We start from the raw sequence: 23,007 nt of genomic DNA, 5'->3' as shown, positions 1-23,007 counted from the left end.
CCCAACGTCACACGACGCCCTGGTCACACCCTCTGTTCCGTACCTGTTCCGTGCCGGACCGAGATCTGCTCTGGGCCAGGGTACGAGCCGTCATGAGCTGGACGGTCTCCGATCGTGCCGCCTGAGAGCCTCGCCTTCCTGCTCCGTGCTCACTCTGGCGGCCTCTCCGGCTGCCCCGTGTGCCTGTTTGCTCCGCTTCCCTCGCCCCTGCCATCTCTAGCGCCGGTTCGGTCGTGTCAAGGCACGCTTTCCCGCCTTGATGCGGGCGGGCCGGTGTTAGACGCTGAGAAGCGAGGGACCTCCTGGTGGCCACTGAGCGTCGGCCAGGTGGGTCGGGTGATCTGGCCGTGTTGCTCCTGGGTCTCCGTCGTCGTTGGCGGCGCGCTGCGGGTGCTGCCCTGCGGCGGGCTCGCCCGGCGGCGCCTGCCGGAGCGGAGCGGGAGGCCGGCGTCGCCTTCTGGGCGTAGCCCGCCGGACGGGTGGTGACCCGCGCGCCGCCAACGGCGGCGCCTTGATCCCATAGAGCCAAATTCGGCAGGCAACGCATTTGTACGTCGCTGGTCGAGGTGAGGGCGCTGAGGCGCTACACGCGCAGTGTCTTCAAGATCTCCTCGGCAAGACTGGCGTTACCGGCGGCAATGAACTTTTGGCGGGGGTTCATCGCGGCGGCAATGTCGGCGAGGGAGTCGAGGTGGTAGTCGAGGGAGATCGGTTGGCCGTGTAGGTCGATGACGGTTCCGCCTGCCGCGTGAAGTACGTAGTGGCCCGGCGAGAGGTCCCAGATGGCGAATCCCTTGGCGAATTCGATGGTGGCATCGGTCAACCCGGCCGCGACATGGCACAAACTCACCGACCCGAAGTCGACACCAACGCGGCCCATCTTCTTGTCTCCGGCGGACGGCGCGCTGAGGGCCGCGAGGAAATTCTCTTGCTGTGCAAGGGGTACGAACCGCGCGTCTGGCCGCATGAGATAGTTGGTGACCAAGGCTTGCGAGAGGCTGGCTTGCGAAGGTTGGTCGAGAACGTATTCCGCCTGATCAGCCGTGACCATGAAAGCCCGGTCGATACCGTCGCTGTCTCGCGCGCCGATGTAGAGCTGAATGTGGTGGAAGATGTCTCCGATCACCGAAATGATCGGCCTTGCCAGTGCGCGAGAGTAGATCATGATGTGCGTGTAGCCGTGGAGACCTCGTACCGCGAGTTCGCTGGTGTCCAGCGGGTCGACAAGCACGCATAGATCCGGGTCGGAGTCCGACCCGATCACCTCGGGGTCGGCTTCTTCGGAGGCGTACACAAAAGAGGGGATGTGCTGGACAATCGCTTCCTTGTAGCGCTGGTGCATCCACAAGTCGAAGTCTGAAAGAAAGTTGTCGCTATGGCGAAGGTTTTCGTGCTCGCCCCGCTTGCCTGAAAGGGCGGCATAAACGAGCCGCGGGCGTATTTCAAGCATCATTTCCCTGACCAGGTCGGCGATACGTGCCGCCAAGTCGGGAAGTGATGTTTCGTCGTTCATCTAGTAGCCGCCTTTACGGTTAGCGCAGTTCTAATGGGGGTTCAATTCCGGGAGGGCTCATGGTTGCAGCGATGAAGATAGCCGAGAAGTCCACCTTGCGCAGGTTTTGCGCACCGGCCAGATCGTCGAATTTGTCCGCGCGTGGGTCGTCCCCCTGGGTCATTGCCCCGAAAACTGCGAAGTACAGGTCTGCCGTCGGATAGCGTGATCGGACCTGTTTTGCAAGGTAGCCGATAGCGTCGGAATGTTTGACTTCGAAATCGCACAGCACAATCGTGGGATTCTCTTTGGTGTCCGGAAAGACGGAAGCGTCGTCAAGTTCGATTCCTCCGCCGCGAACCTTGTTGCATCGCAGATATCCGATTGGGCACCGCGAAAATCGCGCGGATGAAAGAAAGGTGGCCATTACCAATCCGGCTTCGTTGATCCCAAAACAGATATCGACATCGAGGCGGCTGCCGAGATGCTTGATCTGGGCGCCAAGTTGCTCAATACCCTGACCGAACGTACTCCAGTTTAGATCCAGCAAACGACCCGGCTGGGGGTTCGGTAACGAAAGTACGTCGATTTTCGCTTCGCCGAATTCGACTCGGGGGACAGCGAGGGAGTATTCCTCGCCGATTTGGTTCCCCTGAGCGGCCCGCCGTTCTTTGTTGGCGACTCGTTGAGAATTAGACGTTTGCGCGGGCTCGGCCGCTCCCGCCTGCGGTGGCTCGGGTACGAACTCGATCCCGCCGTCGTGTGGCTCGAAGAGTTGTTCGGCCTGCCATCCGGGCAGCATCGCTTCAAGGATCCGACAGTGGTCCGCATAGGGCAGGCCAACGAGTTCGCCGGATAGCCATCGGTAGAACTGGGCCTTGCTGGGGTAGCTGCCCTTCAGAGTCTTGTCGACCTTCTCGGCCACCTTGTCGTACTCGCGGCAGAACGCGCGATAGCTCTGCAAGTGTCGTCCTCTGAGCAGGACTTTGAGAACGATCGGGCGGGCTTCTTGCGTGGCGGTATCGGGGCTCACGAGACCAAACTACCACGGGAGACGAGACAAGACGAGACCAAGTGAGTACGAGACGCTCTGAGGTGAGACCTAGACGGTGTCGTGACGGGACATTCATTTGGCCGATTGTTGTAGGTACGCCGGTAAAGGCGTATCCGACAAGCGGGAAGGTTCAATACGACATGGCGATCGAAAAGGGCATCCGATTCAGCGTTGAGCACGATGAGGCGTTTCCTCAGGGCTTGGTGATGGTGGGCGAGGTGTCGCCGGACAATGAGTATCAGTCGCGTGAGGACAAGGCGCAGGGGCGGCCGGTGAGGCAGCGAATCGATGAGACGACCGGAAAGCGGCAGTGGAAGTTCACGGCTACGGACCTGGGCGAGACCAAGGCAAAGCGCGCGTCGTTTGAGATCACGCTACTGGCCGATGTGCAGCCGGTGCCGACAACGGCGGAAGTGATGCCGGGAATGCGGCCGGTGGAGCTGGACGGTTTGACCGCTGAGCCCAAGGTGACCGGACAGGGTGAGTTCAAGTACCTGTCCTATGTGTTCCGCGCTACCGGGTTCAAGGCGGCAGCGAGTGGTACGGGCTCAACCTCGGGAGGAAAGGCGCCTCGGCCGACGGCCGGTGAGTCCTCGGCCAAGGCCGCGTGACGGCACTGACTTCTACAGGGAAGCGGTGTCGGGATGCCGAACAAACAGGTATCAGCGTGGGAGTCGGCGTACCGCGCCTATCGGGACGCGTCGGACGCGGTGGCTCGGTCGCGGGGCACGAACCCGGAAGTTGCGCGGGAGATGGCGGCGGTGTCGTGGTCGGTCGCGCACGCCTGGCGGGCTCTGGCCGGTGACCGCGATCAGCCGTGGTGGGTAGTCGCTGCCGTGGGCTCGGCCGCGCAAGCCTTTGAGGAGCAAGCGCGGGAGTGGGAACGCAGGGCGGGAGGTGACGAGTATGCGGGAGGGACTCGGTCCGACGTGGGTGATCAGCCCATGGGACGAGGTGACGGTGGAGGAGACTGGTTCGAGTCCGTGGGCGCCCCCGGCGCTGGTCCTGTCGGGCGTGGCTGGCCTGCTGATGATCAGGCCGCCGGACGACCGGGGCGCCTGGCCGGATCGGGTCGTCTTCCTTCGCCGACTCCGCGATTGCGCGGACGAACTGGCGGTACTGCTCGAAAGCCGCGCGGCGAACGGGGCCTGTGATGACAACTCCCGGCAGGAATGAGCCACAAACGCTCAAGGATGCGCACCATGTTGCGGCGGCTACTCGACCGCTGCCGGGTGCGAGCCTCGTGACTTGGCTGAAATGGCGTCGGGCCAACGCGAAGATGTACCACGCGCTGTCCGATGTGGACAGGTTTCATCATCACGAGATTCGGTACTGGGTTTCACATGAGGACAACGAAGCGGAGGCACTGGCGGAAAAAATCGAGGCTCAGAAAACAGATTCAGGCGGTACAGGTTCAAGGCTGGAAAGTGGTGGGAATTAACGTGAAGAACGGCAACGCGACCCCGGATTGGGTCACCTTTCCGGATGTTGAGGCCGGGAGGTATGTGCCCCTTGGGGCGTTGCTGGCTCGGGTTCGGGCTATGCGTGGCTTATCGCAGGTCGCGGTAGCGGAGCGGGCAGGCATGAAGGCGCAGACCTTGTCGGCGGTCGAGCGCGGGATCTACGGCATCGAGCGCGTTCCGATGATCCTGCGCCTCGCGGACGCCCTGGACATTCCGCGAGTGCAGCTCTTCGAGTGGTCCGCTCGGCACGTCGAGACCGCGAGCAGTCGATACGCGAGGTACGCGTCTGGGCGCCCGGAGCGTGCGCACCCGCGCAGTTGATTATTTAGAGAAAAACTGAACATCGACAAATTTTCACACGTGGGGACGTGTGGCGGATAAACACGTCCCCACGTGGCTAAAAATGTCCCTATAAAACGCAGAACCGGCCCTTGGCTACCAACCTGTTCCGGTTCTGCGCCTGTCCACTGGAGCAGTGAACAATGACGAAGATAAATGACGGCATACAGTGCGAGTCAACGGGGGTCACCCGAACGCGCTGTACGGAATGCAAGCGGTTCGCTCGGCTGCTGCCGGGTGAGGAGAAGTGCTCCCCGTGTATGGGGATGCTGCCGCTGCCGATCGTGGTTCCCGCCGCTGGTCTGCGGGGTGGTCGGCGATGAATACGCAGGAGATCATGACCACGCTTGCCGTGGGTGGCGGCCTGGCGGTGGTGCTGTGGGTGCTGGCCAAGGTCGGTCGTGTCCTGGCGAGTGTGTTCGAGGCGCTGGCCGCGTTGGCGGTCCTCGGCGTGGCGCTGTGGGGCGTGCTGCGGGCGGTCGGCTGGATTGTTCGGCAACTTGTCGGGCACTGGCGTACCTGCCTGGCGCTGCTGGGGTTGTGGGCCTGGTGCACGGTGCTGGGCTGGGTGTCCCTCGTCGTCACGGTCGGCGTGCTGGCGGCGGTGCTGCTGGTGTGGTGGCGCTGGGACGCGGTCGGGTATGACCAGTGGTGTGGGCGGTGGCTGCGGGCGTGGTGGCTGCGCTGGGCGCTCTACGGGCGCAAGCTGGCCGGTTGGCTGCACGCCTGCGGGCTGACGGTGCGCGATGACGCGATCCCGGTCGACGTGACGGTGAACCTGGTGTCTCGTCGGCGCAAGCGTGAGGCGGTCGCGAAAGCCCGTCAGGCCTCCGGGGTGGCAGTGCCGAAACTGCTGTCGGTCCGCTCCGGCCCGTCGTGGGATGAGGTCCGTATCCGGCTGGTCCCTGGGCAGAAGCCGGAAGACTTCGACGAGGTCGCGCGGGAGCTGGCGGTGGCGCGCAAGGTCACCCGGTGCCAGGTGCGGGAGCTTGAGCCCAATGTGGTCTCCATCGACTTCATGCGGCGCGATCTGCTCGACACTGCGGTGACGTGCCTGCCAGTTCCGGAATTGGTGTCCGTGGACGGCACAGGGGTGGATCTGCGGGCGGTGTACGCGGGATCGACCGAGTATGGCAAGCCCTGGACGGTGCCGCTCATGGGCCGTGGCGCACACACGTTGGTGGCTGGCGCAACGGGTGCAGGTAAGGGCTCGGTCATGTGGTCTCCGCTGGTGTCGGCGGCCCCGGCGATCCGCGCTGGTCTGATCCGGGTGTCGGGGATCGACCCGAAAGCCATGGAGCTGTCCTATGGGCGCGGGATCTTCACTCGCTACGGGCAGAGCGGTAAAGAAGCCCTGGAAATCCTTGATGCGCTGATCGATGAACTGGAGAACCGTAAGCGTGTCTTTGCCGGACGTACCCGTGAGGTTCCGCTTTCGACCGAGTACCCGTTGGAGCTGCTGGAGTTCGATGAGATCGGCGCTCTGACCCGCTACACCGACCGCAAGACCCGTGAGGCGATTGTGGAGCGGGTGGCGGTCCTGGCCACCCAAGGGCGGGCGCTGCTGTTCACGGTGCGCGGCTATGTCCAGGAGCCTACGAAGGACACCGTTCCCGTGCGGGAGTTGCTGCCCCGGCGGGTGGCGCTGCGGCTGACGTCGAAGACACAGGTTCCGATGGTTCTCGGGGACGGAGCCTACGAACGCGGGGCGTGGGCGAACCGAATCCCCGAGGGCTCGGCCGGTGTCGGCTACGTGTGGGGAGAGGGCATCCGCGAGCCCCTGCGTGTCCGGGCGGGCTGGGTGTCCGATCAGACGATCAAGCATCTGGAGCACTACGTCACCAACGGCGGCGCCTCGGTCATCCACCTGTCAGACCGGCGCGGCGAGAGGGGGACGGCATGACCACGACAAACTCGCAGGTCGGAGTAGGTCTGGCCTCCCCGCCGGCCACGAATGGACGAATCCGCGGTGCCTTGTCGGCGGAGGTCGTGAAGGCCACCGCGGAGAAGCACGGCGTGTGCGTCCGGCCCTTCACGATGGAGGTCGGAGACACCGAAACCGGCGAGATTCGCTATGTGCCCGTGCCGTGCGGGTCGACGATCGAATCGGTGTGCCTTCCTTGTGCTCGCAAGGCAAAGGCGCTCCGTCAGGCGCAGTGTCGTGAGGGCTGGCACATGACCGAGGAACCCGTCATCGCCCGCGAGACGCCATCGAAGACCCAAACGGAGCTGGTGGCGTTCCGGGCTGATCTGGCGGCGGCCTATCGGGAGGCGCTGGCGGTCGGTGATGAGGTCGAGATGGAGGAGCTGCGGGCAGAGGTCGCCTCGGTGGATGAGGAGCTGCGGGCGTCCGGGATGACGGGTCGCCTGCCTGCCCTCGACGTCCCGGAGAAGCGTCCGGTGAAGCGGTCGACCAAGCGGCGGCAGGACGCACCGAACCTGCCTCGACGCAAGGTGTCCTCGGCGACCGTGGGTCGTGAGTTCGCGGGGAAGTTCCGGCCGTCGATGTTCGTCACGCTCACCTGCGACACCTACGGCCCGGTGCGGTCGGACGGTTCGCCGGTGAACCCGTCGACGTATGACTACCGGCGGGCTGCTCGGGACGCGGTGCACTTCTCGGCGCTGGTGGACAGGTGGTGGCAGAACCTGCGGCGCGTGGTCGGCTGGGATGTGCAGTACTTCGCCACCGTGGAACCCCAACGGCGGGCGGCTCCGCACCTGCACACCGCGCTCCGGGGCTCCATCTCCCATGAGGTCATCCGGATGGTCACGGAGGCCACCTATCACCAGGTGTGGTGGCCCAACCATGACGAGATCGTCTACACGGACCGGGAACCGTTGTGGGACATGAATTCCCGCTCTTTCGTAGACCCGGATACGCGCGCTCCGTTGCCGTCGTGGGATGAGGCCGTGGAGGCGGTGGAGGAACCCGCGCACGTGGTCACGTTCGGCCGTCAGGTGCACTCTAAGGGGATCTTGGGCGGGACCGAGGAATCCGGGCGTCACATCGGCTACCTCACCAAGTACCTCACGAAGTCCACGGGTGAGGTGGTCGACGCGGACACTGCCGCGCAGCGTGATCATCACGACCGTCTTCACGCGGAACTGTCGGTGACTCCGTGCTCGCCCCGGTGTGCGGTGTGGCTGCTGTACGGCATCAATCCCAAGGGAGCCAACGGAAAGACCGTCCCCGGGCATTGCAAGGGACGCGCTCATCGTCGAACGACGCTCGGGCTTCCGGGGCGGCGGGTGCTGGTGTCGCGGAAGTGGTCGGGCAAGACCGTGGCCGATCACAAGGCAGACCGGAAGGGCTTCGTCCTGGACGCGCTGGCCGCTGTCGGGATCACCAAGGAAGCGCCGAACCCTGAGCGGTTGGTCTGGCGCAAGGTCGAACCCGGCGACACCCACTGCCCACCACGGGACCACCTGGTGATGCGCGCCATCTCCGAACGCATCACCTGGAAGGCCGAGTACGACAGGGCGCTACTCGCCGCGCAAGGGCCACCCGGCGAACGTCCGGAAACTTCGGCAACTCCGCTAGCGGCCTGAATTGGGGGACACGATGAACGACAACGCGATTCAGCTTGAAACTCTTCTCAGTACGCCGGAACTGTGCAAGTTCCTGGGCATTAGCCGAGACACCTTGTACGAGTGGCGGGAGATCAACACGGCACCTCCGGCTATCAAGCTGCCTAACGGTCACCTTCGCTTTTCGCTCACGGCGGTGCGAGAGTGGCTGAACGGCAGGCAGGAGCGTGCGGCATGAAACCGACGCGCCAGGTCCGGCTGTGGGAGATCAAGACCATGCCGCCGGACAAGAAGACCGGCAAGAAGCGTCGGCGGCCTTACGGCGTCCGCTGGATCACGGCGGGCAAGGAACACTCGGAATGGTTTGCTACCAAGGCATTGGCCAAGGCGGAACTCTCCAAGCTTCAGCAGGCCATGAATCGGGGCGAAGCCTTCGATATCGAGACTGGGCTACCCGAATCGATCTACCGGGAGGAACGATCACCGACGTTGCTGCGGGTGGCGCGTGAGTACCTTGAGCAGGTCTGGCCGGATATGTCCCCTCGGTCGCGTGATCGGCTCGTAGATGGCCTGGCTGTTGCTGTGCAAGGGTTTCTGACCGATGACCCGGGCACCGAACCGGCTTTGGTGCGGCGTGCGCTGACGACGTTTGTGCTGCCGCCCGAAGTCTCCCGCGTTGAGCCGTCGGACGAGATTCGAGACGTTGCGGCCTGGCTTGAGGGTCACTCGCGGAAGGTGGGTGACCTTGCGAGCGAAGACGGGATCTTGGAGCTTGGGCGTGCGCTTCGACGGAAGCTCGATGGTCGGCAGGCGGCCACCCGGACAGTCGACACCCGTAAGAGCGCGGTGCTTCCAGCTCTCGACTTCGCTGAGCGGCGCGGCTACCTCGGAGGGAATCCACTGTCTGGGGTGAAGTTGGTCCACTTCGGTAGTGAGCGAGAGGTTGATCCTGGAGTCGTCGTGAACCCGGTCCAGGCCCAGGAGCTGCTGACTGCGGTCACCTACGTTCGGCCGCGTGGTGGGAACCGGTCATGGCGGCCCTTCTTCGCCACGCTCTACTACGCCGCACTTCGGCCCGGTGAAGCCCGCTTCCTCGCTGACGTGCATTGCAAGCTGCCTCAGTCGGGTTGGGGCGAGTTGGTCCTGCCGAGTTCCCTCGGGAGTTCCGCCGCGCGATACAGCGACGACGGACAGACGTACCAGGTTCGATCGTTGAAGCACCGTCCGGAAGAACACCGGCGAACTGTCCCGATCCCTCCGGTACTCGTTCGGATCTTGTCCGAGCACATCGACAGGGAGGGCCTGGCGGCGAATGGTCGGCTGTTCCGAACCAGCGAGGGCGGTCCGATCAGCCAGTCTTCCTACAGCGACATTTGGAGGTTGGTCCGGCCGCTGGCCCTGCTGCCGGGAGAGGTCGCCTCGCCGCTGGCTGCTCGGCCTTATGACCTTCGCCATGCGGCGGTCTCGTCGTGGATCGCTGCGGGTGTCGCTCTGCCTGATGTCGCGGAGCGAGCTGGGCACACGGTCGACATGCTGACGAAGATCTACGCGAAGTTCGTCCACGGGACGCGAGACGCTGCCAACCGTCGGATCGAAGGCTTCCTGGACGATGGCGGCGAGTAGCGAGCTAGAGTGGATATGCCCTCGGACAAACACCAGGTCCGGGGGCATATCCGCGTTCCGGCTCTGTTCCGTACCTGTTCCGTGGACGCCACCAAGCTGCCGGAGACAGTCACAGACGGTGCCAGACGCCGATACTTCGGCAACGCGGTGATTCTGTTGCGAGACAAGGAAATGTGCCCTGAACCTGCCGGGCAGGCGGTTGCGGAGTGTAACCGGATTTTCGCCGGTACTCTGCCGACAAGAGTGCTAACACAACACGGTACCGGGGCATTCCGGCGCAGGTCAAACAAGGTTTCCCAACGTCACATCCCCGCCTGGTCAGCGATCTGTACCGCGCGGTGAGCGGTGTCTACGATCATGGCCGTGACGTGGACCGACCGCGTGGACCGGTGGACGCGGACACACCCGACGGTTCTGGACGCCCTTATCGCCGTTGCCATCGCGGCACTGCTGGGACCGCCTTCGCTCGAGATCCTCCTGGTGGCCGACTCCCCGGCCTGGGCGCTGTGGGTGGCGGGCCTCTGCGGGTTCACGGTGCTCGCCACCGTCGCGTTGCGGAGGATCGCCACTCGAACCGCGTTCATCTCCGCCGGACTCGCGATGGCGGTGACCGTCGCGCTGCCGAACACGGTGGTCCGGCCCGCGCCACTGGGGCTGGTGAGTGCGAGCGACAGCATGGAGATCCCGCTGTTCTTTCTCCCGACGTCGGCGGCGTACCTGGTGCTCCTATACGCCGTCGCCGCGCGACGGCCGCTGCGCGAAAGCCTGCTCGCCCTCGGGATCAGCGTGGTCGGAGCGTTGCTGTGCACGGCTCGGACGGCGACGGCCTACGGCGCGCTCCCCACGGGGTGGCTCACCCTGCTGCTGGCCGTTCTCGCCCTGGTCGCGGCGGTGTCGGGCACCTGGGTCGTTGGCCGTTTCCGGTTCGACCGGCGGCGGCGACTAGCCGACGAGGCCGCGGAAACCGCCGAGCGTGCCGCGGCAGGCGAACGTCAGCGCATCGCCCGCGACATGCACGACATCGTCGCCCATTCACTGGCGGTCATCGTGCGTCAGGCCGAAGGCGGCTCCGCCATCGCCTCCAAGTCGCCGGATCGCGCGGCGCAGGCGCTTTCCGTCATCGCCGGGACCGCCCGCGAGGCGCTGGCCGACATGCGGAACACGTTGCGTGTGTTGCGGGAGACCGAATCCCCGCCTTCGCTCGCCGGAATCCCGGCCTTGGTGGAGCGTGTCCGCGCGACGGGCGTCGATGTCCGGCTGACCGAACAGGGCCGGCCCGACGTGCTGACGGCGAGCGCGGCCATGGCGGCGTTCCGGCTCGTCCAGGAAGGCTTGACCAACAGCGTCAAACACGCGGGCCCGCATACGGTTGTCACAGTCACGATCACGCACACCCCGAGCGCGTCGGTGTTCGTCGTGGAGGACGACGGAGCCGGCGCCGGCGAGCGGCCGTCGCTTCCCGGCACGGGCGCCGGCCTCAACGGTGTCCGGGAACGCGTGCGAGCCGCGGGCGGTACGTTCGAGGCCGGTCCCGTCGACGGCGGTTTCAGGGTGCGCGCGGAGTTCCGCGTCGGCGAACAAGGAGCTTCGAGATGACGATCGACGTCGCACTGGTCGACGACCAGGAACTGGTCCGGACCGGCTTGGCCATGGTCGTCGACGCGACCGACGACATCCGGATCGTCGTCCAGGCCGCCGACGGGGTCGAGGCGGTCGCGAAGCTCGCCGAGACACGGGTCGACGTCGTGCTGATGGACGTCCAGATGCCGCGTATGGACGGGGTCGAGGCCACCGGAGTGGTCGCTGCCCGCGAGAACGCGCCCAAAGTGATCCTGCTGACGACGTTCGACCTCGACGAGTACGCCATCGCCGGCCTGCGCGCCGGCGCGAGCGGTTTCCTGCTCAAGGACGCGTCGGCCGACGAAGTGCTGCACGCCATCCGTGCCGTCCATGCCGGCGATGCCGTGATCGCGCGCTCCACGACCCGTCGCATGCTGGACCAGCTCGCGGTCGCACGTGAGACTTCTCCGTTGCTGAACCGGCTCACCGGGCGCGAACGCGACGTGTTGCTGGAGATCGCGCAGGGATACTCCAACGCCGAGACCGCGAAGCGGCTCTTCCTCTCCGAAGCCACGGTGAAAACGCACGTCGGTCACGTCCTCGCGAAGCTCGGGGTCCGCGACCGGGTGCAGGCGGTGATCTTCGCGTACGAGAACGGACTCGTGCGTCCGGGCTGAGCCGATCTCATCATTTCGGTGGAGGTGCCGGCGACCTCAGGCCGAGGATTCCCGTCGAGCAGGCGAGCAGCCTGATGCGCATGACGACAATCGACAAGACGACCGAAACGACCACCACCCGCGTCCGGTGGCGCGACCCTGCCACCTGGGGCGGGATTCTCGCCCTGGGCGGTGGCCTCTTCCACACCGTGGTCGCCGCTACGATGCGCCAGGACGTCTGGGCGCGGATCTTCGACGAAGGATTCTTCAACACGGTCACGCTCGACCCTTCGCCCGACCGGCTCCCCATGGCCGAGGCGTTCTGGCTCAGCCCGGGCAGTTTCGGGGTGCCGTTGCTGCTGCTCGGCGCTTTCGTGGTCCGGTCGACCCGGCGCGGCGAACGCGTGCCCGGCTGGCTGGGCTCGGGCGTTGTCGCCTGGGCGGTCCTGCTCGGACTGCTGGGTGGTTTCGACGGCGGAACGATCGCCCTGCTGCTCATCGGCGCTCTGTTCCTGGCCGGTGCCTGGTTCAAGAAGGAACCCTCACGGCCGCGGTCGTGAAAGCATGAGTGAATGACGCTCCGCGGCAAAGAAGAGTTTCGCGGTCTGCTGGCCGACGTCGCCGCCCGCGTGGCGGGCTACCGCGAAAGTGTCGCCGACGGCCCGGTCTTCCCACACGACACGACGGGTGTCCGGGAAAAGCTCGGCGACCTGCCCGAGAATCCGGTCCCACCCGCCGACGTGATCCGGCGGCTGGCCGACGCCGTCGAGCCGGCGCTGGTGGCGAACACCGGGCCGCGGTACTTCGGGTTCGTCACCGGCGGAGCGCTCGAAGCGGCGACGGCGGCCGACATGCTGGCGACCGGTTGGGACCAGCCCGCGTTCAACAAGGTCACCTCGCCTGCCGCCGCGATCGTCGAGGAAGTGGCGGGCGAATGGCTCAAGGACGTTCTCAGTCTCCCGTCCGGTGCCTCTTTCGGGTTCGTGACCGGTGGGCAGGGCGCGAACACGGTCTGCCTGGCCGCCGCCAGGCATCACGTGCTGGCGCGCGCCGGATGGGACGTCGAACGCCGTGGATTGCACGGGGCCCCGCCGTTGCGGGTCATCGCCAGCGAAGAGCGGCACGCGACGATCGACCGGTCTCTCCGCTTGCTCGGCTTGGGCACCGACGCCGTCAAGCCGGTGCGCGCGGACGGCCAAGGCGCCATCGACGTCGCCGATCTCGAGAAGGCGCTCGACGGGCCCGCAATCGTTTGCCTCCAGGCCGGGAACGTGAACACCGGTGCTTTCGACGATTTCGCCGCCGCGACGGAGATCGCCCACCGGCACGGAGCCTGGGTGCACGTCGACGGCGCTTTCGGGCTCTGGGCGGCCGCCGCTCCCTCGCTCAGGAAGTTGACCGCGGGATTGGAAACGGCCGACTCGTGGGCGGTCGACGGGCACAAGTGGCTCAACGTTCCCTACGACAGCGGTTACGCCTTCTGCGCCCATCCCGAGTCGCACAGGGCCGCGATGGCGCTCACCGCCGCGTACCTGACCGGCCAGGGAGACGGCGGGGTGCGGGCGCCGAGCGACTTCGTGCCGGAGTCCTCCCGCCGCGCACGAGGGTTCGCCACGTGGGCGGCGCTCAGCGAACTGGGCCGCGCCGGGATCGCCGAAATGGTCGAACGATGCTGCGCGCTGGCCAGAAGGTTCGCCGAGAAACTCGAAGCGAGCGAAGACATCACCGTCGTGAACGACGTGGTGCTGAACCAGGTCCTCGTCAGCTTCGGCGACGAAACGGACAGGGTCGTCGACGCCGTCCAGCGTTCCGGCGAGTGCTGGATGGGCGCGACCACCTGGCACGGGAGGCGCCTGATGCGTATCTCCGTGTCCAACTGGAGCACCACCGAAGCCGACGTCGACCGCGCTGTGGCCGCGATCCGGGCGGCAAGGAAGCGTGGAAAGCATGGCTGACACGACACCGCGGGCGATCGACGTGACGTTCACCGCCGAGGTCATCCCCGACTCGAACAGCGGCTGGCCGTGCGTGAACATGCCGGCCTCCGCGGAGTTCTTCGGGACCGGCAAGGCCGTCAAGGTCAGCGGCACCGTGGACGGCCACGACTACGAGGTGAGCATGCTGCCCATCGGTGGCGGAGTGCACATGATGCCGCTGCGCAAGCCGTTCCGGAAGATCATCCAGAAGGACATCGGCGACCGGGTCACCGTGCATCTGACCAAGCGGATCTCCTAGCCGCGGACCGATCAGGAATCGAGAAGCGCGGCGAACCGGTCTCACCTAGCGTGACCGTCATGGACATCGCCATTCACGGGAGCTTCCTCCCGCAGACCGACCCCGAAGCCGCGCTGGCGTTCTACCGCGACACCCTCGGCTTCGAGGTGCGCAACGACGTCGGCTACGACGGCATGCGCTGGATCACCGTCGGCCCTCCGGGGCAGCCCGTGTCGATCGTGCTGCACCCGCCGGCCGTCGACCCGGGTATCACCGAGGACGAGCGCCGCGTCATCGGCGAGATGATGGCCAAGGGCACCTACGCGAGCATCCTGTTCTCCTCCGACGACCTCGACGGTCTTTTCAAACACCTCCAGGAGGCGGGCGCCGAGGTCATCCAGGAGCCCACCGACCAGCCGTACGGCCTGCGTGACGGCGCCGTCCGCGACCCGTCCGGGAACTTGATCCGTATCCAGCAGCGCGTCTGAGTGCTGGTAGGCGGAGCAGAGGACTCACCCGAAAGGTGACCAAACGCCTGAACCCGCCCGGCCGAAGGCCCCGCTATCGCGGTGGCAGGGCGCCTTCTCGCCATCGTGGGGTGGATGACGAGGTCGCGTCCTGCCGACGTCGATCGCGGTCGCGGGTTCCACCAAAGGCACTGACGTCACCGGGTGCGGGCGCGGACGTGGACCCGTTCGCCCTGTTCGCCGAACAGGCTGAGCACCTCGACCCGCCCGCGGCCGGTGGCACCGAACCAATGCGGTGTCCGGCAGTCGAACTCGGCGGCCTCGCCGGGACCGAGCACGACGTCCTGATCGCCGAGTACGAGCCGGAGCCTTCCCCGCAGCACGTAAAGCCATTCGCGGCCGGCGTGCGTTCGTGGTCGGGGCTCGTCGTCGCCCGGCGGGATCGTCATCTTGTAGGCACGGGGCCCGTTCTCGTGCCGCGTGAGCGGGATGAGGACACGGCCGTCCGAGGGCGGTTCGAGCACTCTCGGTGACGAGACGATCTCGTCGACGCGCAGGCCCAGCGCGGCGATCACCGGCAGCAGCAGTTCGAGACTCGGCTTGCGCTGTCCGGATTCGAGCCGGGACAGGGTGCTGGTGGAGATACCGGTGGCGCGGCTGAGTTCCATCAGCGTCGTGCCCTTCTTCTCCCGGGCGCGGCGCAGCCGGGGCGCGATCGATTCGATCGCCGCGGTGACAGTGGGGTCGCTCTCCATTTCGCCAGCACACCAGGTCGTCCCGGTTCCGGCAAAGTTCTTTGCCGAAACAGCCAGAAGCGGCCGATGCTGGCGCCATGATCGAGACCAAGCGCCTCCCCCTCGGGGTCTATCTCCTTGCTTTCAGCCTGTTCGCGATGGGGAGCGCCGAGTTCCTGATGGCCGGGGTCCTGCCCTCGGCCGCCACAGATCTCGGCGTCTCCCTGTCGTCCGCGGGCGCGCTCATCACCGCGTTCGCCCTCGGCGTCGTGCTGGGCGGCCCGCCGTTCGCCGTGCTGAGCCTGAAGTGGCCTCGGAGAACGGCATTGATGACCACGCAGGCCGTCTTCGCCGCCGCCATCGCGACCGGCCTGCTCGCCGACGACTACTGGATCCTGCTGGTCACCAGGTTCGTCGCCGGTCTGGCCTACGCCGGTTTCTTCGCCGTCGCGGCCGTGACCGCGATCAGCCTGGTGACTCCCGACCGCAACGCCCGCGCCTCCGGCGTCGTCGTCGCCGGACTCAGCGTCGCCATGGTGGCCGGGGGGCCGGCGGGCACCCTGCTGAGCAACCTCACCGACTGGACCGGCGGCTTTTGGGGCGTCGTGCTGCTCACCGTGCTGGGCGTGGTCGCGTGCGCCGTCGGCCTGCCCGTCACCGCGTCCGCCGCGCCGAGCCTTGCGGGGGAACTGCTCGCCATGCGGACGCCACGCCTGTGGGGCATCTACGCGATCACGATCCTGAGCACCGCCGCGTACATGGTGTCCTTCAACTACCTGGCGGCGATGCTGGTGGACGTCCTTCCGGCGGTCTGGATCCCCGCGGTCCTCGCGCTGTTCGGGATCGGTGCCTTCGCCGGGCTGTCCCTCGGCGGCCGGATCTCCGACAAGCGCCCGCACGACGCCCTGCTCGGCGGCGCCATCGGCATCGCGGTCTTTTCGGCGCTGCTCGCCCTCTTCGCCTCCTCCGCCTGGGTTGTCGTGCCTACGGTGTTCCTGCTGGGAGTCGCGGCCTTCGTGCTCAACCCGGCGCTCTACGGGCGGGTGTTCACCATCGCCTCCTCCGCCCCGACCCTCGCCGGCGCGACCACGGTCTCGGCTTTCCAGCTGGGCATCAGCCTCACTCCGGCCTTCGCCGCCGGGGCTCTGAACCTTGGAGCTTCGCTGGCCGCCATCCCGTGGATCGGCGCCGCACTGGCGCTGGCCACCATCCCGCTGGTCCTCCGCGATCGCTCGCATGACCGCATGCTCACTTGCTAGCATGCGAGCATGACCCAGGTCGCCAAACGGCAATTCAACGTCTATCTGCCGAACGACCTCATCAAGCGGGTGAAACACGCGTCCGTCGACGCCGACGAATCGCTTTCGTCGTTCGTCGAACGGGTGCTGGAGGAGTACCTGCGGACCAGCGAGGAACGCGCACGATGAAGGTTATGCCGATCCGGTACAGCTCGGACGTCGAGGCCATGACGCGGTTTTACGAGGTACTCGGCCTGCGGGTCGGGCCGGTGTCGCGCCCCGGCGGCTGGGTCGAGATGCCCGCTGAGGGCGGGATGCTGGCCATCCACCGGTCTTCCGGCGACGACGTGGGCCGATGCGAACTGGCCTTCGAAGTCGACGAACCCCTGGAAGACGTCGCGGAGCGCCTGCGGGCCGCCGGATTCGAGCCGGGACCGCCGATGGACGAAGGCTTCGGGCATTCGATGCGCGTCCAGGATCCCGACGGTGTCTGGGTGCAGCTCAACCTGTACGACCGAGACCTCTACACGTGATCGGAACCCGGCGCGCGAGTCCGCTGTTCCTCGCGGTCGGCATCGTCGTGCTCGAGTTCGCGGCGGCCGTCACCGGATTCGTCGCCTCCACCCTGCTGCCCGTCGTCGCCGGCGATCTCGACGCGAGGAGTGACCTCGGGCTCCTGATCGCCGGCTCGACGCTGGGACTCTTCGTCGCACTTCCCCTGGCGAGCCGGGTTCTCGCCCGCCTGGGGCCGCGCGGCACTCTCGCCATCGGGATGATCGCCTACCTCGGCGGGCTCTTCCTGGCCGCGATGTCGCGGACGGCGTGGATGTTCGCCCTCGGCCAGTTCTCCGCCGGCCTCGCCAGTGGCCTGCTGGCGATCTTCGGTGTCAGCTCGGCGATCCGGCATCTCGATGACCGGCTGCGGATCCGCGTGATCGCGGCGTCCTCGGCGATGTGGATCGTCCCCGCCCTGGCAGGCCCCGCGGCGACCCTGGGCTTGGAACGGCTCGTCGGCTGGCGATGGACCCTGTTGTTGCCGGTGCCGTTCGTCCTTTTCGGACGGTTGCTGGTCGTACGCGCCGCCCGCGACGACACACGCGACGACGCGCCCCGGCCCTTGCTGCGGACGTTGTCGGTGCCGCTCGGAGCGGCGCTTGTCGTGTTCAGCAACGGCTTCTGGCCGCTCGCGCTCGCCGGGGCGGCGGTCACCGTCGCCGGGATGATCGCGATCCTGCCTCCTGGCACCGCGCGACTGCGGCCCGGAACCCCGGCCGCGCTCGGCGCGATGGTGCTGTTCGCGATCGGCTATTTCGGCGCGGACAGTCTGATCACCGTGCTTCTGACGAGCGAGCTCCAGGTGAGCCTCGGCCAGGCGGCGATCGTCCTGAGCGCCGCCCCGCTCGGCTGGGCCGTGACCAGCCTGGTGGCCGCGAAGTTCCCCTCGGCGCGCTTTCCCGTCGTGGGCTTGAGCCTGACGGCCCTCGGCACTGCTGTCGTTGCCTTCGGTGGTTCGTTCGCCGTAGCACTCATCGCTTGGACCGTCGCCGGAATCGGCGTCGGATTGGCCTATCCGGGGCTGTACCTCAGAGCCACGACCGCGAACGCGAGCGGTTTCACCGCGGCGGAACTGGCGACCGCCGTCATCACCGCGGAATGCGTCGGGCAGTTGCTGGGGCGGGCCGTCGGTGGCACCTTGAGCTCTTCGGGCACTGGGCTGCTCGCTTCGTACGCGCTTTTCGCGGCTGCCCTGGCTGCGGCCGCGTTCGCAGCGAGGTGAACATCCATGGGCCGGGACCGGTCGCCGATCACGGCCAGTACGGCCGGGCCTGTTCCGCCGCGCGGACGATGGCAGTTCCATCGATTGTCGTAGCGGTGGCGCCGATGCCCATTTTCTGCCACTCGATCACGAAGTCGAAGGGGGCGGGCGGTGGAAGTGGCCAAAGCCAAAGACGTTGGTCACCCTGGTAATACCGGTCGTCGCTGCTGAATCCGCCGCCCGCGTCGACGAGCCTGGGAGTTTCCGGTCGATCAGCGGGATTCGCCCAGCCTTGGAAGCTGTTGCCGACCGTGGTGGCCTCCGAGCCATCAGGAAAGCGGACGCCGAACTTCAGATCGGCATCCGTCGGTTCGGGAGGGAATCCTCTGGAGGCATGTCTGTCGGTCAAACCTTTCCAGACCGTCTCGTCCACTGAACCCCGCCGGACGGCCAACTGCAGGCTGAAACAGCAGCCTTCGCGAAAGGCGAGAGCGTGCTGTAGTGCGACGACTGTGTCGTCCGTCCTGACGACGAACTGCTCCATCGGTGCGGGATGGCCCAGTATGTCGCGGGGCGGTCCCTGCCAGGCGGCAGTGTGCATATGGTCACGGTACCTTTGGAGCTGAGTCGGTACTCGGCGATTTCGGGGCGTGGACGGGCGGCAATCAGCCCATTCTCGATGTGATACTTCATCGAATAACGAAGTGCGACGATATCGTGAGCGAAGAACGATGACGCAGAAGAAATTGGCCGACGAATTCGGTTTGTCGGAGCGGACGATACACCGATGGGAAACCGGCAGGCACCGCAACCCGCAGCTGCTGTCGGTCCGGCGGGTGGCCGACGCGCTTTCCTTGGACCCGGTCGAACACGAATCGCTGATCGACGCGGCAGTCTCCGTCTCGGCCGTCTGTGAAGGTCGTGCGGGACGATGATGACGATGGCCTGCTGCTGTACGGGTAGCAAAAAGGCCCTTCCCATATCCCCGGGAAGGGCCTTTGAGCTGCTGTGGAGCTGAGGGGAATCGAACCCCTGACCTTCTCGATGCGAACGAGACGCGCTACCAACTGCGCTACAGCCCCTGGTGAAGCTTGCCCCTCATTTGGAGCTCCATGAGCCTATCAGTGGCTCATGGAGCCCCAAAATCCGGGGGTCACTCTCCGGCGGCCCGGCGGAAAGGCCTGGTCCCGGGCTCGTCGAGCTCGTGGAAGGCCGGATCCTCGTCGTCGAGGTCGACGACGACGGCTTGGCGCCGGAGGCGGGACATCGGGGACGGTTTGCGCTCCACGACGGCCGGGCGTTCGGCGGCGACGACCTCGACGTCCTCGTGGGATTCGTGGGGTTCGTGGGGTTCGTCGTCGGCGGTCGCCGGGCGGCGCGGGGCGCGGGTGTTGTTGAAGCGGGCGAGGCGGCGCTGCCGGATCTCGTTTTCGATGCGGACCTGGCGGCGCAGGTACGCGAGGTAGCCGATGAGGCCCGCGTCCACGACACCGTTCGCCCACCAGACCGTCGGGGTCAGGAAGCCGGCGACGGCCGCGGTGGTGACGACCAGCACCAGGAGCGCGATGACGACCCGCTGCCGGAACGCGTATTTGGCGCGGGCGGCCATATCCGCCGCCTCCGGGTCGAATCCGCCCCGGCCAGGCCGGTAGCCGGCGCCTTGGCGTTCTCTTTCGGGACGGGCCGCGTGCGAGGGCTGGGGAAGCGGTTCGGCTTCCGGCTCCTCGTCTTCGAGGTCGGCGTCGAGCTCCGCCTCGAGTTCGGCCAGGTCGTCTTCTACCGATGGTTCCGTGTTCTCCGCCATCGCGAACTCCTCCGGTCCCTCGTGGCGTGTGCTCCCGCTCCGCACGACTCGCGCCGCCAAGGCCGAGTCCGTCGTCCGTGCGACCTGCTGGCGCTTGCGGGCGACCATGGGCACGAGAACGACGAGCCATGCCGCTGCGAGCGCGACGATGATCACCGAACTGGGCATCTCCCGTCACCTCCCCCGATCCACTGCTGTAGTCACGCTAGCCACAACAGTCACACACGCCGCGCAGACTCGCCGGTTTCGATCACGGAAAATGCATCACCAAATTAGGTGAATCTCACAGCTTGTGGTAACGCGGTCACCGGAACGACCCGGTGACGGGGTCAAACGCGCTCCGCGAGGCCCTTCGCGACGAGCCGCGACACCAGTCCGTCACCGGTTTCCTCCTTGGTGACGGCGTAGCAGAAGTGGTCGCGCCAGCCGCCCGCGACATCGAGATATCGCTCGAAAAGACCTTCTTGGCGATACCCAGCTTTGGCGAGAACCCGCAGGCTGGGGGTGTTTTCGGGGCGGACGGTCGCCTCGAGCCGGTGTAGCCCGCCGAAGTCGAAGACGTGGTCGGTGACGAGGGCGACGGCGCCGGTCGCGACGCCGCCGCGGACGATGTCCGATGACACCCAGTAGCCGATCCAGGCGGATCGGAGTGATGCCCGGATGACGTTACCCACAGTGATCTGCCCGGCGAAGCGTCCATCCACCGTGATGGTGAACGGGAGACATTGCCCGCGCCGGGCCAGCCCGCGCAGGGCCAGCCATTGCGACGGCCACGACCAGTACGCGTTGCGATCCGGCCACGGCCCGACACCGGTCGGTTCCCACATTTCGAGGTGCCCGCGATCCCGCAGTCGGACGCGGCTCCACTCGCCGGCGTCCCGTAGCCGGATCGGCCGGACGGCGAGGATCCCGGCGGGCACCCGGAGTGGCCCCAGCTTCGCGGGCCAGCCCGGATGCCTGCTCTCGATCGGATACGCGACGCCGGAAATCGGTGCGCCCATTACGCCCGCTGGGCCAGGAAGGTCACCTTGACCTGCTCGCCCGCGGCGACCTCGGTGAGGTCTTCGTCGATGTTGATCAGGCAGTTCGCTTCGGCCAGCGACGCCAACAGATGCGCGCCGGAGGTGCCGAGCGGCTGCACCAGGTACTCGCCGTTGCCCTCGTCGCGCAGGAGTTGCCCGCGCAGGAAACCCTTGCGGCCCTTGGTCGAGGTGATCGGGGAGAGCAGCCGCGCGCCGACGATCCGGCGGTGCGGGTTGCGGGTGCCGCGCGCGGCTCGGATCAGCGGGCGGACCAGGACCTCGAACACGACCAGCGCGCTCATCGGGTTGCCGGGGATCAGGAACGTCGGCACCGAATCGGGGCCGAGCCTGCCGAAGCCCTGCACCGAACCGGGATGCATGGCGACGCGGGTCATGTCGATGTGGCCGAGGTCGGACAGTGCCGCGTGCACCTCGTCGCCCGCGCTTCCGCCGGCACCGCCCGCGACGACGACGATCTCCGACATCAGCAGGCGGCCTTCGACGATCTCGCGCAGTCGTTTCGGATCGCCGGGGACGATGCCGACGCGGCTCACCTCGGCGCCCGCGTCGCGCGCGGCGGCGGACAGCGCGTAGGAGTTGACGTCGTAGACCTGCCCGACCGACGGGGTCCGGTCGATGTCGACCAGTTCGTCGCCGACCGACACGATCGAAACCCGCGGCCGCGGGTAGACCAGGACCTTCGCCCGGCCGACCGCGGCGAGCAGGCCGACCTGGGCCGAGCCGATGGTGTCGCCCTTGCGTACGGCGACGTCGCCGATCTGCACGTCCTCGCCGGTCCGGCGGACATAGCCCGCGGACGGCACGGACTTGTGCACGGTGACCTTGGCCTGGTGGCCGTCGGTGTAGGCGGTCGGGACGACGGCGTCGGCGAGCGTCGGCAGCGGCGCGCCGGTGTCGACCCGCACGGCCTGGCCAGGCTGTAGCCGCCGCGGCTGGCGCGAACCGGCCGCGATCTCGCCGACCACCGGCAGCTGCACCGGCTCTTGGCCCGCGGTGCGGACATCGACACTTCGTACCGCGTAGCCGTCGACGGCCGCCTGGTCGAAACCGGGCAGCGCGTGTTCGGCGACGACCTCTTCGGCGCACAGGAGGCCTTGGGCCTCGGAGATGGCGACCCGGACCGGACGCGGGCGTACCGCGGCGTCCAGGGTCAGCGCGATCTGATCCTCGACGGAACGGAACTGTCCCGCGTCTTCGGTCTCTGCCGCTTCGGCGATGGGCTCCGTCATGACTGGGGGATCTCGATCCGTTCGTTCGACCAGGCACGCGATGAAGGCCCGTCGGTGAACTGAAGTTCACCACCGTTACCAGGAGTGATGCGGTCCGAAGCCGCGGAAATCGCCCGATCGGGCAAGCTCCTCGTGGTCCGTGCCGCCGGGGTGGTCGCTGCGCCTGTCATAGGCGTGAAGCCTAACCTGACCGCGTGGTCGCGCCTGGCAATGAACACCTGAGCAAAGCGGAGTGGCGTTCCCGGATAACCGCCGAACGACGTTCGCAGGTGGCGGAAGAGCGGCTGCGGGAGGCTACGGCGCTCACCATCGCGGCCGCTCGGCTGCCGGGCGAGGTCGTCTGCGCCTATGTCCCATTCGGGACCGAACCGGGCTCGACAGGGCTGCTTGATCAACTTCTCGACCTGGGGAAACGTGTACTGCTGCCGATCGTCCCCGAAGCGCCGGGGCCGCTGGAGTGGGCCGTCTACGAAGGCCCGCCGAGCCTCGGTCCCGGCCGGCTGCGCGGGCTGCTCGAACCGACGGGGCACCGCCTCGGTCCCGACACGCTGGGGACGGCCGATCTGGTGCTGATCCCCGCGCTCGCCGTCGACGATCAGGGTGTCCGGCTGGGCCGGGGCGCCGGCTACTACGACCGGTCGCTCGCCTTCGCCGCGCCCGGTGCGGCGCTGATCGCCGTCGTCCGGGACGCCGAACTCGTGCGTGAGTTGCCCGCGGAACCGCATGACGTCCGCATGACCGGGGTACTGACCCCGGACCACGGCCTGGCGCCGCGACCGGTAATAGACTGACGCCCCGACGCAGTGG

The 23,007-nt window shown here is 66.9% G+C and carries 27 protein-coding genes and 1 tRNA gene; 20 read left to right on the top strand and 8 right to left on the bottom strand.

Translation table 11 applies throughout. The annotated features are described in order from the left end of the window. Window positions 1-583: 583 nt before the first annotated feature. Window positions 584-1,513, bottom strand: coding sequence for an inositol monophosphatase family protein (locus ACLJO0_RS27315; protein WP_410581370.1), 930 nt, complete (start codon window positions 1,511-1,513; stop codon window positions 584-586). 19 nt (window positions 1,514-1,532) lie between these two features. Beyond that, complete coding sequence (locus ACLJO0_RS27310) at window positions 1,533-2,525, bottom strand: hypothetical protein (protein ID WP_410581369.1); 993 nt, start codon at window positions 2,523-2,525, stop codon at window positions 1,533-1,535. Between the two features lie 161 nt (window positions 2,526-2,686). On the opposite strand from ACLJO0_RS27310, the gene ACLJO0_RS27305 reads away from it, so the two are divergent. The 14 genes from ACLJO0_RS27305 (at window position 2,687) to ACLJO0_RS27240 (ending at window position 14,417) form a co-directional block, all read left to right on the top strand. Further along, the gene (locus tag ACLJO0_RS27305; protein ID WP_410581367.1) at window positions 2,687-3,157 is read left to right on the top strand and encodes a hypothetical protein; all 471 of its coding nucleotides are present in this window, start codon (window positions 2,687-2,689) and stop codon (window positions 3,155-3,157) included. A gap of 295 nt (window positions 3,158-3,452) precedes the next feature. Further along, entirely contained in the window at window positions 3,453-3,722 is a 270-nt protein-coding gene (locus ACLJO0_RS27300; RefSeq protein ID WP_410581365.1) for a hypothetical protein, read from the top strand. After that, window positions 3,700-3,987, top strand: coding sequence for an AMED_5909 family protein (locus ACLJO0_RS27295; RefSeq protein WP_410581364.1), 288 nt, complete (start codon window positions 3,700-3,702; stop codon window positions 3,985-3,987). Before ACLJO0_RS27300 ends, ACLJO0_RS27295 begins: the two co-directional genes overlap by 23 nt. After that, entirely contained in the window at window positions 3,890-4,330 is a 441-nt protein-coding gene (locus tag ACLJO0_RS27290) for a helix-turn-helix domain-containing protein (RefSeq protein ID WP_410581362.1), read from the top strand. The genes ACLJO0_RS27295 and ACLJO0_RS27290 overlap by 98 nt, the downstream gene beginning before the upstream one ends. Before the next feature lie 337 nt (window positions 4,331-4,667). Then, window positions 4,668-6,251: an FtsK/SpoIIIE domain-containing protein gene (locus ACLJO0_RS27285; protein WP_410581360.1), complete on the top strand. Its 1,584-nt coding sequence runs from the start codon at window positions 4,668-4,670 to the stop codon at window positions 6,249-6,251. Then, a complete protein-coding gene (locus ACLJO0_RS27280) occupies window positions 6,248-7,897 on the top strand; it encodes a replication initiator (protein WP_410581358.1) in 1,650 nt (549 codons plus the stop codon). Before ACLJO0_RS27285 ends, ACLJO0_RS27280 begins: the two co-directional genes overlap by 4 nt. Window positions 7,898-7,910: 13 nt before the next feature. Beyond that, entirely contained in the window at window positions 7,911-8,114 is a 204-nt protein-coding gene (locus ACLJO0_RS27275) for a helix-turn-helix transcriptional regulator (protein ID WP_410581356.1), read from the top strand. Next, the gene (locus tag ACLJO0_RS27270; protein WP_410581355.1) at window positions 8,111-9,499 is read left to right on the top strand and encodes a tyrosine-type recombinase/integrase; all 1,389 of its coding nucleotides are present in this window, start codon (window positions 8,111-8,113) and stop codon (window positions 9,497-9,499) included. Before ACLJO0_RS27275 ends, ACLJO0_RS27270 begins: the two co-directional genes overlap by 4 nt. A 363-nt stretch (window positions 9,500-9,862) precedes the next feature. Then, window positions 9,863-11,095 carry a sensor histidine kinase gene (locus ACLJO0_RS27265; RefSeq protein WP_410581354.1) on the top strand — a complete coding sequence of 411 codons (1,233 nt, stop codon included), beginning with the start codon at window positions 9,863-9,865 and terminating at the stop codon, window positions 11,093-11,095. Continuing rightward, complete coding sequence (locus ACLJO0_RS27260; RefSeq protein WP_125791724.1) at window positions 11,092-11,736, top strand: response regulator; 645 nt, start codon at window positions 11,092-11,094, stop codon at window positions 11,734-11,736. Before ACLJO0_RS27265 ends, ACLJO0_RS27260 begins: the two co-directional genes overlap by 4 nt. Before the next feature lie 80 nt (window positions 11,737-11,816). After that, on the top strand, window positions 11,817-12,275 hold the full coding sequence (locus ACLJO0_RS27255) for a DUF6463 family protein (protein ID WP_410581353.1): 459 nt from the start codon (window positions 11,817-11,819) through the stop codon (window positions 12,273-12,275). 12 nt (window positions 12,276-12,287) lie between these two features. Beyond that, the gene (locus ACLJO0_RS27250) at window positions 12,288-13,670 is read left to right on the top strand and encodes a pyridoxal phosphate-dependent decarboxylase family protein (protein ID WP_410581351.1); all 1,383 of its coding nucleotides are present in this window, start codon (window positions 12,288-12,290) and stop codon (window positions 13,668-13,670) included. Beyond that, a complete protein-coding gene (locus tag ACLJO0_RS27245) occupies window positions 13,663-13,950 on the top strand; it encodes a DUF1905 domain-containing protein (protein WP_410581349.1) in 288 nt (95 codons plus the stop codon). Before ACLJO0_RS27250 ends, ACLJO0_RS27245 begins: the two co-directional genes overlap by 8 nt. A gap of 59 nt (window positions 13,951-14,009) precedes the next feature. Further along, entirely contained in the window at window positions 14,010-14,417 is a 408-nt protein-coding gene (locus tag ACLJO0_RS27240; RefSeq protein WP_410581348.1) for a VOC family protein, read from the top strand. A 176-nt stretch (window positions 14,418-14,593) separates the two neighbouring features. Here the strand turns inward: ACLJO0_RS27240 and ACLJO0_RS27235 are convergent, their stop codons facing one another. Beyond that, on the bottom strand, window positions 14,594-15,151 hold the full coding sequence (locus ACLJO0_RS27235) for a helix-turn-helix domain-containing protein (RefSeq protein WP_410581346.1): 558 nt from the start codon (window positions 15,149-15,151) through the stop codon (window positions 14,594-14,596). Window positions 15,152-15,228: 77 nt separating this feature from the next. Here ACLJO0_RS27235 and ACLJO0_RS27230 point away from each other — a divergent pair, with 77 nt between their 5' ends. The 4 genes from ACLJO0_RS27230 to ACLJO0_RS27215 are packed head-to-tail and all read left to right on the top strand — an operon-like array spanning window position 15,229 to window position 18,145. Next, window positions 15,229-16,389 (top strand): MFS transporter, encoded by a 1,161-nt coding sequence (locus ACLJO0_RS27230; protein ID WP_410581344.1) that lies wholly within the window; start codon window positions 15,229-15,231, stop codon window positions 16,387-16,389. Window positions 16,390-16,398: 9 nt separating this feature from the next. Next, window positions 16,399-16,557 (top strand): CopG family transcriptional regulator, encoded by a 159-nt coding sequence (locus ACLJO0_RS27225; protein ID WP_125782406.1) that lies wholly within the window; start codon window positions 16,399-16,401, stop codon window positions 16,555-16,557. Beyond that, window positions 16,554-16,901, top strand: a complete 348-nt coding sequence (locus ACLJO0_RS27220; protein ID WP_410581342.1) for a VOC family protein — start codon at window positions 16,554-16,556, stop codon at window positions 16,899-16,901. Before ACLJO0_RS27225 ends, ACLJO0_RS27220 begins: the two co-directional genes overlap by 4 nt. After that, window positions 16,898-18,145: an MFS transporter gene (locus tag ACLJO0_RS27215; RefSeq protein ID WP_410581340.1), complete on the top strand. Its 1,248-nt coding sequence runs from the start codon at window positions 16,898-16,900 to the stop codon at window positions 18,143-18,145. The genes ACLJO0_RS27220 and ACLJO0_RS27215 overlap by 4 nt, the downstream gene beginning before the upstream one ends. Before the next feature lie 28 nt (window positions 18,146-18,173). Here the strand turns inward: ACLJO0_RS27215 and ACLJO0_RS27210 are convergent, their stop codons facing one another. Beyond that, window positions 18,174-18,668 (bottom strand): hypothetical protein, encoded by a 495-nt coding sequence (locus ACLJO0_RS27210; protein ID WP_410581338.1) that lies wholly within the window; start codon window positions 18,666-18,668, stop codon window positions 18,174-18,176. A gap of 106 nt (window positions 18,669-18,774) precedes the next feature. Between ACLJO0_RS27210 and ACLJO0_RS27205 the strand changes: the two genes are divergently transcribed. Continuing rightward, window positions 18,775-19,059: a helix-turn-helix transcriptional regulator gene (locus tag ACLJO0_RS27205; RefSeq protein WP_410581336.1), complete on the top strand. Its 285-nt coding sequence runs from the start codon at window positions 18,775-18,777 to the stop codon at window positions 19,057-19,059. A 74-nt stretch (window positions 19,060-19,133) separates the two neighbouring features. On the opposite strand, the gene ACLJO0_RS27200 is transcribed toward ACLJO0_RS27205, so the two are convergent. The 4 genes from ACLJO0_RS27200 to glp all read right to left on the bottom strand — a co-directional run bounded on the left by ACLJO0_RS27200 (window position 19,134) and on the right by glp (window position 22,200). Next, a tRNA-Ala gene (locus ACLJO0_RS27200) sits at window positions 19,134-19,206 on the bottom strand. Window positions 19,207-19,277: 71 nt separating this feature from the next. Then, window positions 19,278-20,096 (bottom strand): gephyrin-like molybdotransferase receptor GlpR, encoded by an 819-nt coding sequence (gene glpR, locus ACLJO0_RS27195; RefSeq protein ID WP_410581334.1) that lies wholly within the window; start codon window positions 20,094-20,096, stop codon window positions 19,278-19,280. Between the two features lie 161 nt (window positions 20,097-20,257). Continuing rightward, the gene (locus ACLJO0_RS27190; protein ID WP_410581332.1) at window positions 20,258-20,929 is read right to left on the bottom strand and encodes a GNAT family N-acetyltransferase; all 672 of its coding nucleotides are present in this window, start codon (window positions 20,927-20,929) and stop codon (window positions 20,258-20,260) included. Then, entirely contained in the window at window positions 20,929-22,200 is a 1,272-nt protein-coding gene (gene glp, locus ACLJO0_RS27185) for a gephyrin-like molybdotransferase Glp (protein ID WP_005155621.1), read from the bottom strand. Before glp ends, ACLJO0_RS27190 begins: the two co-directional genes overlap by 1 nt. Window positions 22,201-22,418: 218 nt before the next feature. On the opposite strand from glp, the gene ACLJO0_RS27180 reads away from it, so the two are divergent. Further along, complete coding sequence (locus tag ACLJO0_RS27180) at window positions 22,419-22,991, top strand: 5-formyltetrahydrofolate cyclo-ligase (protein WP_410581800.1); 573 nt, start codon at window positions 22,419-22,421, stop codon at window positions 22,989-22,991. Window positions 22,992-23,007: the final 16 nt, after the last annotated feature.

The organism is Amycolatopsis sp. lyj-108 (assembly GCF_046549005.1).
Classification (GTDB): domain Bacteria; phylum Actinomycetota; class Actinomycetes; order Mycobacteriales; family Pseudonocardiaceae; genus Amycolatopsis.
This window is presented reverse-complemented; position numbering and strand designations above follow the sequence as displayed.

Coding starts and splice junctions, on each gene's coding strand:
- ACLJO0_RS27315 (WP_410581370.1), bottom strand. CDS start 1,513: ATGAACGACGAAACATCACTTCCCGACTTGGCGGCACGTATCGCCGAC.
- ACLJO0_RS27305 (WP_410581367.1), top strand. CDS start 2,687: ATGGCGATCGAAAAGGGCATCCGATTCAGCGTTGAGCACGATGAGGCG.
- ACLJO0_RS27300 (WP_410581365.1), top strand. CDS start 3,453: ATGCGGGAGGGACTCGGTCCGACGTGGGTGATCAGCCCATGGGACGAG.
- ACLJO0_RS27295 (WP_410581364.1), top strand. CDS start 3,700: ATGACAACTCCCGGCAGGAATGAGCCACAAACGCTCAAGGATGCGCAC.
- ACLJO0_RS27290 (WP_410581362.1), top strand. CDS start 3,890: ATGAGGACAACGAAGCGGAGGCACTGGCGGAAAAAATCGAGGCTCAGA.
- ACLJO0_RS27285 (WP_410581360.1), top strand. CDS start 4,668: ATGAATACGCAGGAGATCATGACCACGCTTGCCGTGGGTGGCGGCCTG.
- ACLJO0_RS27280 (WP_410581358.1), top strand. CDS start 6,248: ATGACCACGACAAACTCGCAGGTCGGAGTAGGTCTGGCCTCCCCGCCG.
- ACLJO0_RS27275 (WP_410581356.1), top strand. CDS start 7,911: ATGAACGACAACGCGATTCAGCTTGAAACTCTTCTCAGTACGCCGGAA.
- ACLJO0_RS27270 (WP_410581355.1), top strand. CDS start 8,111: ATGAAACCGACGCGCCAGGTCCGGCTGTGGGAGATCAAGACCATGCCG.
- ACLJO0_RS27260 (WP_125791724.1), top strand. CDS start 11,092: ATGACGATCGACGTCGCACTGGTCGACGACCAGGAACTGGTCCGGACC.
- ACLJO0_RS27255 (WP_410581353.1), top strand. CDS start 11,817: ATGACGACAATCGACAAGACGACCGAAACGACCACCACCCGCGTCCGG.
- ACLJO0_RS27250 (WP_410581351.1), top strand. CDS start 12,288: ATGACGCTCCGCGGCAAAGAAGAGTTTCGCGGTCTGCTGGCCGACGTC.
- ACLJO0_RS27245 (WP_410581349.1), top strand. CDS start 13,663: ATGGCTGACACGACACCGCGGGCGATCGACGTGACGTTCACCGCCGAG.
- ACLJO0_RS27240 (WP_410581348.1), top strand. CDS start 14,010: ATGGACATCGCCATTCACGGGAGCTTCCTCCCGCAGACCGACCCCGAA.
- ACLJO0_RS27235 (WP_410581346.1), bottom strand. CDS start 15,151: ATGGAGAGCGACCCCACTGTCACCGCGGCGATCGAATCGATCGCGCCC.
- ACLJO0_RS27230 (WP_410581344.1), top strand. CDS start 15,229: ATGATCGAGACCAAGCGCCTCCCCCTCGGGGTCTATCTCCTTGCTTTC.
- ACLJO0_RS27225 (WP_125782406.1), top strand. CDS start 16,399: ATGACCCAGGTCGCCAAACGGCAATTCAACGTCTATCTGCCGAACGAC.
- ACLJO0_RS27220 (WP_410581342.1), top strand. CDS start 16,554: ATGAAGGTTATGCCGATCCGGTACAGCTCGGACGTCGAGGCCATGACG.
- ACLJO0_RS27210 (WP_410581338.1), bottom strand. CDS start 18,668: ATGGAGCAGTTCGTCGTCAGGACGGACGACACAGTCGTCGCACTACAG.
- glpR (WP_410581334.1), bottom strand. CDS start 20,096: ATGCCCAGTTCGGTGATCATCGTCGCGCTCGCAGCGGCATGGCTCGTC.
- ACLJO0_RS27190 (WP_410581332.1), bottom strand. CDS start 20,929: ATGGGCGCACCGATTTCCGGCGTCGCGTATCCGATCGAGAGCAGGCAT.
- glp (WP_005155621.1), bottom strand. CDS start 22,200: ATGACGGAGCCCATCGCCGAAGCGGCAGAGACCGAAGACGCGGGACAG.